This window comes from Lysobacter sp. Soil_N_51 (assembly GCF_057655755.1).
Map to the genome: position 1 here is coordinate 1 of NZ_JBDGLR010000006.1, position 15,178 is coordinate 15,178.

The following is a 15,178-nucleotide window of genomic DNA, read 5'->3' on the forward strand; positions in this document are numbered from 1 at the left end:
GCCATGCAAGAGTAGGTCATCGCCAGGGGCTTTACCCTAAAACGCCGCAACCTTCTGGTTGCGGCGTTTTTCTTTGCCCGGAATAAAGTCACGCCAGGCCCTTGGTTCGACCACGGGTTAATCCGCTGATAATCGATCGGTGCGCCTGGGCTGATAATCAATGCCACCCCGCCATGCGCTCGCGCCGTATGTGCGGTGGCGCGGTCGCGGCTTGTGACCGAAGGAAATCCAGGAGCACGCCGATCCCGCATGGGTCTATCGACTGCAATTTGGCCTCGTTGTGCCGTACCCCAATTTCTGAAACCTGTCATGTCACATATTCCGTGCAGGACCTGAAGCTGTTTTAGATGTGATCCTTAACGATGCAATCAATGCGACAGCTCGATGGCAGAATCCAAACGGTGCTCAATCAGCTGTGCGACGCATTTTCGTTGCGCCACGCTTTGGATCGCCGTGTTTTTTGCAACGCTGCCGCAGCGAGGTCAGATGAAAGCACAAACAGGCATCCTGATTAAGCGATCTGAACCATTCCACATCGTCAACGAATACTACAAGGACAGCTAATGAAAAGACGTCAGTTCATCGCAGCTCCGCTGGCAGTAGCCTCTGCAACCGCGGTCGCGGGATTCGCTACCGCCGCCGATGCAGCTCAGCAGGCCACCACGGAACGGATTTCGGTACTGGACTTCATCCCGCCGGAACTGCACGCCTCTATCTTCGACGAATCCAATACTGTTGATCTCACGTCGTACATCCAGGCCGCGATCGACTCGCGTCCTGGGCGTTCCATAGACATCCGCTTTCCAAGCGGCACTTATCGCTTCAATGGAACCTTGCGCATTTCGCGCAGCCATCTGTGGTTGAGCGGCGATAACGCCACACTTCTCCATGGCGCCGAAAGCGATGCGATCGTGCTGGGCGATGGAACCGTGGCGCATCACCGGATTCAGATCGCTGGCTTCCTGATGGGCAAAACCCAGGTTTGCTATTCCGGCGCGATGATCCGTTCGCGACTGTGCAGCATCGTGACGATCAAGGATTGCTATTTCTACGGAGACGACAAGATCCACGACGTCATGGTGATCGAGCGCGGCTACCAGATCGACATCCACAACGTCGTATCGGAGAAATGCCGGAACAATCACGTCACGCTGAGCGGTTCCGGGCCGGGCGCCGATCGTCAGGTGGATGCGACGATCTATGACAACCGCTTCGATTACGGCGCTTCCGCGCTATCGGCAAACGGTTTCGTCGAGGGAATATTCTTTCGCCGGAATATCTGCCTGCGCCAGCGCAACATCATCGCTAGTCTCAACGGAACTCCCAGTTGGACTATCCCGTCGGTGAAGATCCAGGAAAACGACTTCGACGGTGGCGGTTCCCTCGGCCTGCAGATCAATCGTCTGTCCAATTTCCAGATCAACGATAACTGGTTCTCGAGCCTGCAGGACACCGCATTGCGAATCGACGAAAACGCGGGTGGCGGAACGCTCAGTGACAACCAGTTCTATGCCACTGAAGGCAGGACCGCGATCGAGATCAGTGGGCAAGGCATTGTTATTACCGGCAATACGATCTCAGGCGGACAGCAGGGAATGTATCTGCGCTCCACCAGCGGGAACATCGTATTCACCGGAAATATGGTGACCTATATGAAGGGTTTGGCCATCAACCTCTATGAGAATCCGTCGATGGTGACGATTGTGGGAAACAACTTCGTAAGCAACGCCGCAGCGGTGTCGTCAGGCGGCACTGCATTAAACATCGCCAGTAATCTCATTCGCTGAGGTGCGGCTGGAAAGCAAGAAATCGCCTGAAAATCAGCCGGCTTCTCGTTTTCCGAGGATGACGGATTTTCGGTAAACCCAGCGAGCTAAGAGGCCCGCGTAGCGCCTTAGGGAGCATCACTAGTTGACAGCGAATGCCGATCCGATGGGGTTCGTCGATGCGAATGGGGTGACCCGCATCGCCTATCGCGGCGGCGACAATATGCTGCATGAGTTGTTCTATAGCGGCGGTCAGTGGCTGCATCGCGATCTGTAAGCGCGTGGTTCGAAACGGAGAGCGGGCGCTTCGGCGTATGCCGTAGCGCCCGTGATGCGCAATATCGCGACGCCGCACCGACTTTAGGCGGATGCAACGAACGCGTGGCGCGGTTACACTCGTCCCTGGTCGTGCATCGCGACCCGCGCGGCCCGGCGATTGATCCCGGGCCGACCGATCCGAGATCGCAAGGAGAGGTCCAGATGAAGTTCACCACCATCGGCAAGGTTCAGCACTAAGTCCGATTCCGCGGTCCAGGGCGATGCCCGGGCCGTGTCAGGCAGGTCGTTCGTGCCTGGGGTCTGTCATGGCCCTGGATTGCGCGCGCTCGCCCGCCGCCTCTCTCTCCCGATTCGTTGATCCGGCGCACTGTGCGCCCGTTCGCTCTCGTGCGTCATCGCATGCGCCTTGCCGGCGCGGGCGGATGACGCGCGTCGCGGGAGTTTCCAAGTTCAAACAAGGCTGATCGCCATGATGATTTTTCGTTGGTTCGAATCGTTGATCGACCCGTTCCGGCCCGCGCCGGACACCATGCCGCCGCGTTCGGTGGCGGCGTTCTATTGGCATTTCATCCGCCAGGCGTGGCCGGTGTTCGTGGTCCTGACCGTGGTCGGGTTCTTCGTCGCCATCGTCGAGGTGGTGATGTTCGACTACCTGGGCAAGGTCGTGGATCTGGTCAACACCACGCCGGCCGAGTCGCTGTTCGCCCAGCACGGTGGCGAACTGCTGTGGATGGCGGCGGTAATGCTGATCGCGCGTCCGATCTGCCTGGGATTGCACGACCTGCTGCTCAATCAGGCCGTGCATCCCAGCATGACCAATCTGGTGCGCTGGCAGACGCATCGCTACATGCTCAAGCAGAGCCTGAGCTTTTTCCAGAACGATTTCGCCGGCCGGGTCGCGAACCGGATCATGCAGACCGGTCCGTCGTTGCGCGAATCCACGACCCAGGCGTTCGACGCGATCTGGTACGTGATCGTGTACTCGGCGTCGGCGGTCTATCTGTTCGCCCAGGCCGACGCCTGGCTGGTGGTGCCGTTGCTGGTGTGGATCGTGTTGTTCATCGGTTTGATGCGTTACTTCGTGCCGCGGGTGAAAGAACGTTCGTGGCGGGCATCGGATGCGCGTTCGAAACTGATGGGGCGGATCGTCGACGGTTACAGCAACATCACCACGCTGAAACTGTTCGCGCACTCGCGGCGCGAACAGGAATACGTGGCCGAGGCGATGGTCGAACAGACCCAACGTTCGCGCGACATGACCCGCATGACCACGTTGATGGGTGTGAGCATCAGCGTGCTCAACGGCTTGTTGATCGCCGGCACCTGCGGCCTGTCGCTGTGGCTGTGGCATCGCGGCGCGATCACGGTCGGCGCGATCGCATTGGCGACCGGTCTGGTGATCCGCATCCACAACATGTCGGGTTGGATCATGTGGACGGTGAACGGCATCTTCGAGGACATCGGCACGGTGCAGGACGGCATCGAGACGATTTCGCGGCCGTTGACCGTGACCGATCGCGTCGACGCGCAGCCGTTGCAGGTCGAGCACGGTGGCGTGCGTTTCGAGAACGTGCATTTCCATTACGGCCAGGACAGCGGCCTGATCGCGGATCTGGATCTGGAAGTGAAACCGGGCGAGAAGATCGGCCTGGTCGGGCCGTCGGGCGCGGGCAAGTCGACGCTGATGAACATTCTGCTGCGGCTGTACGATCTGGAAGGCGGACGCATTCTGGTCGACGGGCAGGACATCGCCGGCGTGACTCAGGAAAGCCTGCGTTCGCAGATCGGCGTGGTCACGCAGGACACCTCGCTGTTGCACCGCTCGATCCGCGACAACCTGCTGTACGGTCGGCCGGACGCCAGTGATGCGGAGATGTTCGAGGCCGTGCGCAAGGCGCGCGCGGAGGAGTTCATTCCGCGTCTGGTCGATGGCGAGGGGCGGGTGGGCTATGACGCGCTGGTCGGCGAACGCGGGGTCAAGTTGTCGGGCGGTCAGCGTCAGCGCATCGCGATCGCGCGGGTGCTGTTGAAGAATGCGCCGATTCTGATCCTGGATGAGGCGACCTCGGCGCTGGATTCGGAAGCCGAGGCGGCGATCCAGGAAAGTCTGGAGACGCTGATGGCCGGCAAGACGGTCATCGCGATCGCGCACCGCTTGTCGACCATCGCTCGGATGGATCGATTGGTGGTGATGGATCGCGGTCACATCATCGAGACCGGGACGCATGAGCAACTGATTGCGCGCGATGGGTTGTATGCGCGGTTGTGGAGGCGGCAGACCGGGGGATTCGTGGCGGTGGATGCGTAAGCGTTGGTGTTGAGAAAGACGGGCGGGGCTTCGGCCTCGCCCGTTTTTCTTGGCGAGTTGTGCGATTGCGGTCGTGACGAAGTGGCGATGGCCGGGTTACGTCGTTGGTCTGGGTTCGCGGTCGCGGCTCACGCCGCTCCTACAGGGGGCGAACGTGGCTCGCGCCGTTGATCTAGAACAATGAGCCGGTAGTGCCGCGGCCGCCGGGTTCGCCTTGGTCGCGGCGTTTGCGCACCCAGCCGCCTACGCCGGAAGGTTGATGCGACGCAGTCGCCGGCTTGGGTTTCGGCGTGTTGCGTTCGCGCGCCTGACGATGCGCGGTTTCCGCCATCGCCTTGAACTGGCGTTCGCGCTGCAGCCACAGCTCGTCCATGCTCGGGTCGGCGTGCGTGGGGTCGCCGACGTCGGCTTCGGTGGCTTGATCGGGAATGTGCTGGAACGGAATGCGCATCGGCGCGGCGCCTTGCTCCAGCGCGTGCTGCATGGTGCCGAAGTACAGGCGGTTGTGGCCGTAGCGTTGATTGACCTGGTCGAGCACGCGGGTCAAGGCCTGATTGCGATGGCGATCGGGAAACAGCGACGCGGTGTCGGCGGTGCTCGGTTGCAGATCGGTCAGCGACACGGCCACCGACAACGGCGGGTAGCGTTGCACGTTCCAGCGCCCATCGGCGGCGCGCATCAAGGGTTCGATCGCGTCGGCCATCAGTTGCAACAAGGTCGGGGTGTCGTCGAGCGGCGCGAACGACAGGTCGCGGCTGAAGCGTTGCTCCTTGCCGACGAAACGGATGTGCAGGCTCATGCCGCGCGCCTGGCAATGCTCACCGCGCAGCCGCATCGCGGCCTTGGCGAGCAGTTTGAACATCACCGAACGCATGCCTTGCGCGCTGCGCATCTGCGGGTCGAGCACGTGCGAATGGCCGACCGAGGCGACGGTCTTGCGCTGTCGCGACGGCGGCTCGATGCCGCGCAATTGCGCCCAGAAACGCTCGCCTTCGATGCCGCCCCAGATCGCGCGCAGATGCTCGCGCGGCGCGGCGGTCAGTTTCGCGACCGTATCGATGCCGGCGTCGATCAATCGTTGCAGCATCGACGGGCCGATCCCGCACAAGTCGTGCAATTGCAGGCCATGCAGCGCATGCGGCAGGTCGGAAAGTTCGATCACGGTCAGGCCGTCGACTTTCTGGATGTCGGACGCGGTCTTGGCCAGGAAGGTGTTGGGCGCGATGCCGATCGAACACAGGATCGGGCTGAGCTCGCGATCGATCAGGGTCTGCTTGATCTTGTGCGCGATCGCGATGGCCTGATCGCGCTGGCGTTCGCGGCCGATCAGACGGCAGGCGACTTCGTCGATAGAGAGCGGCTTGCCGTCGATCGGGATGCAGTCTTCGATCGCGGCGATCAGCCGGTGGTGCAGTTCGACGTAACGCGCCGGGCGCGCCTGCACGATCATGATGTCGGGGCAGCGCTCCAGCGCTTCGTGCACCGGCGTGCCGGTCTTGACGCCGACGCGCTTGGCCTCGGGGCTCGCGGCGATGCAGCAGGTGGTCGCCGCCATCACCGGCACCACGCCGACCGGCCGGCCGCGCAACTCCTTGTGATCGAATTGCTCGACCGAGGCGAAGTAGGAGTTGAAGTCGACGAACAGGCAGCGCAGGGTCACGGCGGCGGGCCACGCATGGGGACTCAGTATCGCGCCGCGCGAGCGCGGGCGGGTGAATCGGCGCCTGAACAGAGCCCGGTGCTGAGCCTGGAACCGATCCGCCGAGCCTGCCGGCGGATCGTCGCGTCGACTGAGATCGCTTGTTGCGTCAGTCGCTTACAGCACGATCGGCGGTTCGCCGCCGACGATCACGATGTCGGCCGGGCGGCGCGCGAACAGGCCGACGCTGACCACGCCGGGGATCTGGTTGATCGCCGATTCCATCGTCACCGGGTCGACGATGGCGAGGTTGTGGATGTCGAGGATGTAATTGCCATTGTCGGTGACCACGCCGACGCCGTTGGCGTCCTGGCGCCAGACCGGCTGGCCGCGGGTCATGCCGAGAATTTCGCGCGCGACCAGGCTGCGCGCCATCGGCACGACTTCCACCGGCAACGGGAACTTGCCGAGCACGTCGACGCGCTTGGCCGGATCGACGATGCATACGAACTTGGCGCTGGCCTCGGCGATGATCTTCTCGCGGGTCAGCGCGGCGCCGCCGCCCTTGATCAGGCGCTTGTGCGGATCGCATTCGTCGGCACCGTCCACGTACAACGACAGCGGGCCGGTGGCGTTGAGATCCAGCACTTCGATGCCGAGCGCCTGCAGGCGCGCGCTGCTCTGTTCGGAGCTGGACACCGCGCCCTTGATGCGATGCTTCACCCGGCCCAGGGCCTCGATGAAGAACGCGACGGTGGAACCGGTACCGACACCGACGATCATGCCGTCTTCGATGTAGTCGATGGCTTTTTCGCCGGCCAGGCGTTTGGCTTCAGACATGGGATTTGGGATTCGTGATTCGGGATTAGAAAGAGCGAAAGCAGCCAGCGCGGGATTGGGTGAGAAGGGCGAGGACGCGCTTTCGCGAATCCCGAATCTCCAATCCCGAATCCCGGCTCTACTACTCCATCGCCAACAACAACTTCCACTGCGCCGCCGACACCGGCAGCACCGACAGGCGGTTGCCGCGGCGGGTCAGGGCGAAGTCTTCGCCGAGCTGTTCGGCGCGCGCCTTGATCTCGTCGAGCGAAATCGTGCGCTTGAGTTTGCGTTCGAAGGCGACGTCGACCAGCAGCCAGCGCGGTTCTTCTCGGCTGCTCTTGGGGTCGTGGTAGTCGGACTTGGGATCGAACTGGGTCGGGTCGGGATAGGCTTCGCTGGAAATCCTGGCGATGCCGACGATGCCGGGCACGGCGGTGTTGGAGTGATAGAACAGAACGCCGTCGCCGGTCTTCATGCCGTCGCGCATGTAGTTGCGCGCCTGGTAGTTGCGCACGCCGTTCCACGGCTCGACGCCGACGCGCTGCAGGTCGTCGATGGAGAAGGTGTCCGGTTCGGACTTCATCAGCCAGTAGCGGCGGCGTGCGGTCATGCGGGGCTCTGTGTGGACGTGGAGAGGGATCAGGCGAAGACGGCGGAGCGGCAGTCCAGGGTGTCGGCCTCGGTGCAGACCGCGTCCAGGGCGACGTCCCAGTCGGCGGCGTCGAGGCGATCGACGCGCTGGGTCTCGAACCCGGCGCCGACCAGCCACGGCGGCGCGGCGCGCTGCTGGCGGAATGCGAAGCTGCGATCGTACCAGCCGCCGCCCATGCCGAGCCGGTGGCCGCGGGGGTCGAAGCCAACCAACGGCAGCACGATCAGGCTCAGCTGCTCGGGCAGAAGCAGCGATGTCTCAGCCAATGCAGGCTCTGGAATACCGAATTTATTGGGCACCAGCGCATCGCCCGGACGCCACGGCGCGAATCGCAGCCGCTGGTCTTCGTGCAGCACCGGCAGGCAGTAGATGCAGTTCTTGGGCAGGCGCAATTGCCAGGCGTGCAAGGCGATTTCGCCGTCCATCGCCCAGTAACCGGCCACGTAGCCCTCGCTCGGCGCGAACGGCAGCGCCAGCAGGCGCGCGGCGATGGCCTCGGCGCCGGCGATCCGCGCGGGCGCGCCGAGATTGCGGCGGCGGGCGCGCAGTTCGCGGCGCAGCGTCTTGCGATCGTCGGTCATGGGCGGGTCCTGAGAGGCGGATCGGGGAGGGCCGGGTTTGGCTGAGCTGGGTCGGCGATGCGTGCCGCCGTTCGGCGCCGGTGTTCTGCGTCGACGTTTTGGCTGGTGAGAGCGGCCTGCGCCGATTTTACCGGGATCCGTGCGTGGTCGACGTCGACGGAGCGCGCGGGCCTGTCGCGCGGGCATAAGGAAACGGGCGCGAGTTCACCTGCGGTGATCTCGCGCCCGTTTCGGGAAAAGTAGTCCTCCGCCAATGACGATGCCTGCGAAACGACCTTGAACCCTGGGTTCAAGTGGGAACGCTTGGGGATCTTCGGGCTTCCCGCTACGAGGCGGACTTGCACTCCGGATTCCGGTTGCGTCCCCGGTGTCGTTATTAAGGGACAAGGCGAATGTTTGGCAGGCCGTCGCGCACAGCAGAGGACGTGGGCGGGAGTATAGCGCCTGCGTTCGCGCAGGTCAGTCCGCTCGTCGGCGATGCAGCGTTGCGGTTCATGCGCTTGTGTTGCGCGGATCGGCATGAACGGGGACTTGCGTGATCGCGGTCGCGCGCAGTCGCAACGAGGGGGACGATGCGGTGGCATGCGCGGGTGTGTGTGTTGGTTGCGCGGTGCCGTGTACGCCGAGGTGTGGCGATGTCGTTGCGGCTTGATGATGGTTCTCGGCGATGCGCGGTTTGCGTGCGGGGAACTGGCGGATTCGTCGCGATGGAGCCCTGGATCCCCGCCTTCGCGGGGATGATGGTCTGGGAGTGGCGGGGGTTGTCGGGCCGATCGTTGCGGGCGCGGCCGCAAACTTGGTCTGCAGTCTGCAGTCTGCAGTCCGTGGTCAACAGTCTGCGGTCAACGGTCTGCGGTCAGAAATCGGCGATGCGCCGATGCGCCGTAGGCGCGTCGGCGGATGACCGCGTGCGTTCAGCGAATCGCGGCGTCGAACAGGCTGTCGAGCTTGCGGTGCAATTCGTCGAGGGTGCGCGAGAGTTCGCGGTCGCGGCTGTTGCCGTCGCCGCGCAGTTGCTGCAGTTCGTGGGCGAAATTGAGCGCGGCCAGCACGGCGACGCGGTCGAGCGCGGCCATGCGGTTGCTGCCGCGGATTTCGCGCATCTTGCTGTCGAGCATGCGCGCGGCGGCGAGCAGGTCGTCGCGCTCGTTGGGCTCGCAGCCGACGGTGTATTCGCGGTCGAGCAGGCTGATGCTGACGGCTTCGCTGGTCATGCGCTCAGGCTCATCCGAACGGGTTCATCGAAAGGGGGATCACGTGTGCTGCTCCAGCGACTTGAGTCGCGCGATCATGGCCTCGACGCGGGTGCGCGCCTGCTCGTTCTTGGCCAGCAGGGCCGAGCGTTCGCCGACCAGTTGTTCCTGCTGTTGGCGCAGGCTGCGGTTCTCGTCGCTGAGTTTGCGCACGCGGTCGCCGAGCTCGTCGACGCGGGCAAGCAGCGACTGCAATTCGGCGAGAAGTTCGGCGCGTTCCATCCCGGCACGATGGCAGGCCGGGGCGGGGGCGGTCAAGGTGGGGTGTGGGGTGGGTGGCGCGGTTGCGGTATTTGAAGACTCGCCATCAGGCTGGCGCGGTGATCGCAAAGGACGCGGTCGCGGCTTACGCCGCTCCTACAGGCGGGACATCGGACCGCACGGCGAGACAATTCCCGATTCCCGATTCCCGATTCCCGATTCCCGATTCCCGATTCCCCATTCCCCATTCCCCATTCCCCATTCCCCATTCCCCATTCCCCGGCCTCAAACCGCCGGACGCAGGCTCTCCGGCGGCTGCCATTCCTGGATGAACTTCAGGCAGACGTCGGCCTCGAGCGGGCGGGCCAGCCAGTAGCCCTGGATTTCGTCGCAGCCGTGCGCGCGCAGGAATTCCATCTGCTCTTCCAGTTCCACGCCCTCGGCGACCACGTTCAGACCCAGCGAATGGGCCATGGTGATCACGGTGCTGGTGATCGCTTCGTCGTCGGGGTCGCGGGTCAGGTCGCTGATGAATTCCTTGTCGATCTTGAGCGTGTTGATCGGCAGGCGCTTGAGATAGGCCAGCGAGGAATAACCGGTGCCGAAATCGTCGACCGCCAGCGCCACGCCGAGTTCGCGCAGCGCCTGCATGGTGTTGGAGGTGTGCGCGGCGTTGGACATGACCACGCTCTCGGTCAGCTCCAGTTCCAGCCGCCACGGCGGGATGCCGCTTTCGCTGAGCGCGCGGGCGACCATCTTGGGCAGGTCGCCGCGCAGCAACTGGATCGCCGACACGTTGACCGACACCGAGAGCTGATCGAGCCCCTGCTGGCGCCAATGGCGCAGGCGGTTGCAGGCCTCGCGCATCGCCCATTCGCCGATTTCCAGGATCAGCCCGCTTTCCTCGGCCAGCGGGATGAATTCCGACGGCGGGATGTTGCCGTGCTCCGGGCTGTTCCAGCGCAGCAGCGCTTCCACGCCGTTGATGCGCGCTTCCGGCAGTGACAGGCGCGGCTGATAGACCAGGCGCAGTTCGCCGCGATCGAGCACCTTGCGCAGCGCGGCGGAGATGGTCGCGCGCTGGCGGATCTCCACGTCCATCGCCTCGGTGTAGCGCATGAAGGTGCGCCGGCCGGCGGCCTTGGCCTGATACATCGCGGTGTCGGCGTGCTTGAGCAGGTCGGTCGGCACCTGGGCGTGGTCGGGGTAGACGCTGATGCCGATCGACGGCGAGATCGCCACGTCGTGGCGTTCGTCGAAATCCAGCGGCGCTTCGAACGCCTTGATCAGGCGCCGCGCGACATCCTCGGCCTGTTCGGGCGTGTCGAGGTTTTCCAGCACCACGGTGAATTCGTCGCCGCCCAGGCGGGCGACGGTGTGCTCGGCGCCGACGGTTTCCTGCAGGCGCACCGCGGCGGCGCGCAGGATGCGGTCGCCGGCGGCGTGGCCGAGCGAGTCGTTGATGTCCTTGAACCGGTCAAGATCGAGGAACAGCAACGCGATGCGATGGCCATGGCGGCGCGCGCGCACGATCGCCCGCGACAAGCGCTCCGACAGCAGCGTGCGGTTGGGCAGGCTGGTCAGGGTGTCGTAGTTGGCGAGGTAACGCAGTTCCTGTTCGGCGCGTTTCTGATCGGTGATGTCGGTCAGCACCGCGACGTAGTGGCCGCGCTGGCCGCTGCTGTCGAGCACGATCGAGGCCTGCAGCCAGCACAGGAATTCGTTGCCGTCCTTGCGCTGCTGCCAGATCTCGCCGGACCAGCGGCCGCTGCGCTGCAGTTCGGCGCGCATGTCGGAATAGAACTCCGGGTCGTGCTGGCGGCTGTCGAGCAGGCCGGTGGTCTGGCCGATGACTTCGTTCTCGGGGTAACCGGTCATGCGCGAGAACGCCGGGTTGATCGAGACGAACACGAAGTCGCGGTCGAACACCGCGACCGCTTCGGCCATCGAGCGCAGCACTTCGCTGGAAATGCGCCGTTCGCGTTCGGCGCTGCGGATCGCGGTGACGTCGCGGCCGGTGCCGGCCACGCGCACCGGATGACCTTCGGCGTCGCGCTCGACCACCCGGCCGCGGGCGCGCACCCAGCCCCACTCGCCCTTGGGCGTGCGCATGCGGTGCTCGGACAGGAACAGCGCGGCGTCGCCCTTGAGGTGCTTGCGCAGCAGTTCGGTGACCCGCGACAGGTCGTCGGGATGGATCTCGTGATCGTCGGCGATGTCGGCCTGCACACCGATGTCGGGCGACTGCGGGTTGTGATCGTCGACGCGCATGCGGTGCAGTTCGCGCCGTTGCAGGTCGTAGTCCCAGAATTGTTCGCCCGAGGCCCACAACGCCAGTTTCAGGCGTTCTTCGCGTTCGCGGATCTGGGTGAAATAGCCGCGCTCGCGCTGGCGGGCGACGTGCCAGCGCCAGCCGAAACTCAGCAGCAGGCCCAGCGCGGCCAGGGCCGCGGCGGCGATCGCCAGCGGATGCCGCCACAGCGGCGGATCGACGCTGACCGGGATGCGCAGTTCCTGGGTGTTCCACACCCCGTCGCGGTTGGTCGACTGGGCGCGGAACAGGTAGCGGCCGGGCGGCAGGCGGGTGTAGGTGATGTCCTGGCGCGGGCCGTTGTCGATCCAGTCGCGGTCGAACCCGTCCATGCGGTAGCGATAACGGATGCCGCTGTTGGGGCCGAAATCCAGCGCGCCGATGCGCAGGCGCAGGATGCCGGCGCCGTCGGGCACCTCGAGCTTGGCCGACTGCCACAGCGCGCTGGCGCCGGCGCTGGTGTCCGAGCCGATCCAGGCGCCGAGCAGGCGCACCGGCGGGGTGTAGCGCGAATCGGCGATGCGGGTGGGATCGAACAGGTTCAGCCCGCGCACGCCGCCGAACGCGAGCCGGCCGTCGGCCAGGGTGGCGACCGCGCCGGAATTGAATTCCAGGTCCTGCAGACCGTCGGCCAAGCCGTAGCGGCGCACCAGCGAGGCGCCCGAATCGAAGCGCAGGATGCCGGCGTCGGTGCCCAGCCACAGCCGCCCGGCCGGACGCTCGGCGATGGTGAACACCACCGGTACCGGATGGTCGCCCAGCACCTGGGCGAGCGGGTGTTCGAAACGGATGCGGCCGTCGCCGAATTCGATCACCCGGCTCAGGCCTGCCTGGGTGCCGACCCAGATCGTGCCGTCGGCGGCCTGATGCAGGGCCAGCACCAGATTGCCCGGCAGGCTGTCGGCCTGATCGGTGACATGGCGGTAATGGCGCAGGTAGCCGGTGTCCGGATCGAGCAGGTCCAGGCCGTCGCCGGTGCCGAGCCAGATCCGGCCCTTGCGGTCTTCCAGGATCGCGTTGACGCGCGGATGGCTCAGACCCTTGGGATCGCCTTCGCGGTAGGCGTAACGCACCAGCGCCCCGGAGTCGGGCAGGTAGTGCAGCGCGCCGATGTCTTCGCCGCCGAGCCACAGGCTGCCGTCGCGGGCGAATCGCAGGGTGCGTAAGGCGGCGTCGCGGTAGCCGCGCAGGTCGATGGTCTCGACCCGCTGGATGCCCGGTTCCAGCCGCAACAGACCGGCGCGGGTCGCCAGCCACAGGCGGCCGGGCGTGGGTTTGTGCGGGGAGCGGGCTTCGGCGGCGGTGGTGCCGGGCGCGGCGGCGACGTCGGGTTCGCGCGCGATCGCGCCGATCGGGCCTTGCCGCGCCGCCGCCGGCAACAGGCCGGTCAGGTCCTGGAACCGATCGCCGGACAGGTCGTAGCGGCGCAGGCGCGCGCTGTCGGTGCCGATCCAGATCGCGCCGCTGTCGTCCTGGGCCAGGCTGCGCACGCTGGCGTCGGAGGCCGCGCCGCGGCCGTGGTCGTCGTCCAGGTCGAGCACATAGCTGAAACGGGTGCCGCGCGGATCGGCGACGGCGGCGCCGCGGAACTGGCCGCCGGCCCACAGCAGGCCGCCGTGATCGACCATCAGGGCGTTGATGGTGTCTTCCGGCAAGGTCGCCTCGACCCCGGATTGCGCGTGCACGCGCTGGGTGTGGCCGCTGTCGGGATCGTGCCGGTACAGGCCGTTGCCGTAACCGGAAATCCAGATCCGCCGGTCCGGCGCTTCCACGATCGCGCGCGCGTCGCGCAGCGCCGACAGGGCCTCGTCTTCGACCTTGACCAGGATGCCGGTGCGGCCGTCGAGCCGGTACAGACCATCGGCGCCGCCGGCCCAGAGCCGGCCGCGGCGGTCGATCATCACGCTGCGCAGGGCGATCGCCGCGCCGATCCGTTCGACCTTGCCGCTGGGCAAAATGCGATGCAGGCCGGCGGCGCTGGCCAGCCAGGCGCTGCCGTCGCGGGCCTGGGTCAGCGCCTGCCACGGCGACTGCCGGCTGGCGTTGCCGGGCAGCGCCAGCAGCAGTTCGCGCGTGCCGGTCTGCGGGTCCAGCCGTTCCAGGCCGGCGAGGGTGCCGATCAACAGCGATTCGCGCCACGGCATCAGCGCGACGACTTGACGCCCGGCCTGCGAATCGGGCGCGCCGTAGCGATGGATGCTGCCGCTGGCCAGGTCCAGGCGCGCCAGGTACTCGGAATGGGTGCCGATCCACAACGCGCGCTGGCCGTCGAGCGCGAGCGCGGTGACGTAGCTGTCGGGCAGGCTGGCGGGGTCGCGCGGATCGTGGCGATACGGCAGGTAGCGCTGGCCGTCGTAACGGTGCAGGCCGCCCTGGGTGCCGACCCAGACGAAGCCGTGCACGTCCTGGGTGAAGGCGGTGACCGAGTTCTGGCTGAGCCCTTGTTCGCTGCCCAGGCGCGAGAAATAGAAGTCGCGTGTCGCCGCCTCGGAACGCTGCGGCCACGCCGTCGCCCACAGCAGCAAAGCGGTGAGACCGGCGGTCAGCAGGGCGGCGGGGGATAAGGAACGCACGGACACCGTGGCGCAAGGCACAAGAGCCGCAGTGTAGGCAAGCGGTCGTGGCAGCAACAAGCTCTGAAGCTATCTTTTCCGGCACGTCGAGGGGGCGAGCGGGTTTCGCCGTCGCGGCGCGCTTGCGGTGTGCCGCATCGCCGCCGCCGCGAACGCCACGGATGTCCGCAGGGCGGACTTCCCGCACAGGCCGCAATGCGCCGCGCATTGCTAAACTGCCCCATCCCCCTCGATCCCATGCCTGTGGCCGCGACCGAATTGCCCTTGTTGTCCGATGTCGATGCCGAGAGCCGCAGCCTCTCGCTCGGTGCTTCGCCTTCCGAATTGCACGGTGCGTTGTGCGGCTGGCTCGCCGGTGGCGGCGCGTCGGTCAGCGACTGGCCGGCGCGCGTGCTCGCCGATTCCGGCATCGCGACCCCGGCCGCCGACGGCGCGCTGGATCGCCTGCGCCTGACCAGCGCCGCGCAACTGGCCGATCGCAGCTTCGGCTTCGACCTGCTGCTGCCCGACGCCGACGCCTCGCTGAGCGAGCGCAGCGGCGCCCTGTTCGACTGGTGCCGCGGCTTCCTCGGCGGCTTCGGCCTGGCCGCGGGCGCCGCGCCGAACCTGTCGGAGGAAAGCAGCGAGGCGCTCGGCGATCTCGCCCGCCTGGCCGCGGCCGCGCCGCAGGACGATGGCGACGAGGAGGACGAAGAGGCCTTCACCGAAATCGAGGAATTCGTCCGCATCGTCGCCCTGTTGCTGCACGGCGACGTGGCGATGGCGGCGCAGCACAGGCAGCGGCTGAACTGAC

The 15,178-nt window shown here is 65.9% G+C and carries 11 protein-coding genes and 1 other RNA gene; 4 read left to right on the forward strand and 8 right to left on the reverse strand.

The window, feature by feature from the left end; all coding sequences use genetic code 11:
* The first annotated feature begins 563 nt into the window (after positions 1–563).
* From AC3A4T_RS12025 to AC3A4T_RS12035, 3 genes are all read left to right on the forward strand, one after another.
* Positions 564–1,787, forward strand: a complete 1,224-nt coding sequence (locus tag AC3A4T_RS12025) for a right-handed parallel beta-helix repeat-containing protein (protein WP_487675606.1) — start codon at positions 564–566, stop codon at positions 1,785–1,787.
* 124 nt (positions 1,788–1,911) lie between these two features.
* Positions 1,912–2,043, forward strand: coding sequence for a hypothetical protein (locus AC3A4T_RS12030; RefSeq protein WP_487675607.1), 132 nt, complete (start codon positions 1,912–1,914; stop codon positions 2,041–2,043).
* 477 nt (positions 2,044–2,520) lie between these two features.
* Positions 2,521–4,353, forward strand: a complete 1,833-nt coding sequence (locus AC3A4T_RS12035) for an ABC transporter ATP-binding protein (RefSeq protein ID WP_487675948.1) — start codon at positions 2,521–2,523, stop codon at positions 4,351–4,353.
* Between the two features lie 172 nt (positions 4,354–4,525).
* Here the strand turns inward: AC3A4T_RS12035 and AC3A4T_RS12040 are convergent, their stop codons facing one another.
* The 8 genes from AC3A4T_RS12040 to AC3A4T_RS12075 form a co-directional block, all read right to left on the reverse strand.
* A complete protein-coding gene (locus AC3A4T_RS12040) occupies positions 4,526–6,013 on the reverse strand; it encodes a DNA polymerase Y family protein (protein WP_487675608.1) in 1,488 nt (495 codons plus the stop codon).
* Positions 6,014–6,169: 156 nt separating this feature from the next.
* A complete protein-coding gene (rpiA, locus tag AC3A4T_RS12045; protein WP_487675609.1) occupies positions 6,170–6,832 on the reverse strand; it encodes a ribose-5-phosphate isomerase RpiA in 663 nt (220 codons plus the stop codon).
* A gap of 121 nt (positions 6,833–6,953) precedes the next feature.
* A complete protein-coding gene (locus tag AC3A4T_RS12050; RefSeq protein ID WP_487675610.1) occupies positions 6,954–7,424 on the reverse strand; it encodes an EVE domain-containing protein in 471 nt (156 codons plus the stop codon).
* A gap of 29 nt (positions 7,425–7,453) precedes the next feature.
* Positions 7,454–8,047 (reverse strand): 5-formyltetrahydrofolate cyclo-ligase, encoded by a 594-nt coding sequence (locus tag AC3A4T_RS12055; RefSeq protein WP_487675611.1) that lies wholly within the window; start codon positions 8,045–8,047, stop codon positions 7,454–7,456.
* Positions 8,048–8,287: 240 nt separating this feature from the next.
* Positions 8,288–8,473: non-coding RNA, 6S RNA (ssrS, locus tag AC3A4T_RS12060), on the reverse strand.
* 488 nt (positions 8,474–8,961) lie between these two features.
* A complete protein-coding gene (locus AC3A4T_RS12065; protein ID WP_036108786.1) occupies positions 8,962–9,261 on the reverse strand; it encodes a cell division protein ZapA in 300 nt (99 codons plus the stop codon).
* Positions 9,262–9,300: 39 nt separating this feature from the next.
* Positions 9,301–9,522, reverse strand: a complete 222-nt coding sequence (locus AC3A4T_RS12070) for a TIGR02449 family protein (RefSeq protein ID WP_036108784.1) — start codon at positions 9,520–9,522, stop codon at positions 9,301–9,303.
* 264 nt (positions 9,523–9,786) lie between these two features.
* Positions 9,787–14,385, reverse strand: a complete 4,599-nt coding sequence (locus AC3A4T_RS12075; protein WP_487675612.1) for an EAL domain-containing protein — start codon at positions 14,383–14,385, stop codon at positions 9,787–9,789.
* 237 nt (positions 14,386–14,622) lie between these two features.
* On the opposite strand from AC3A4T_RS12075, the gene AC3A4T_RS12080 reads away from it, so the two are divergent.
* Positions 14,623–15,177, forward strand: coding sequence for a UPF0149 family protein (locus tag AC3A4T_RS12080; RefSeq protein ID WP_487675613.1), 555 nt, complete (start codon positions 14,623–14,625; stop codon positions 15,175–15,177).
* Position 15,178 lies beyond the last annotated feature (1 nt).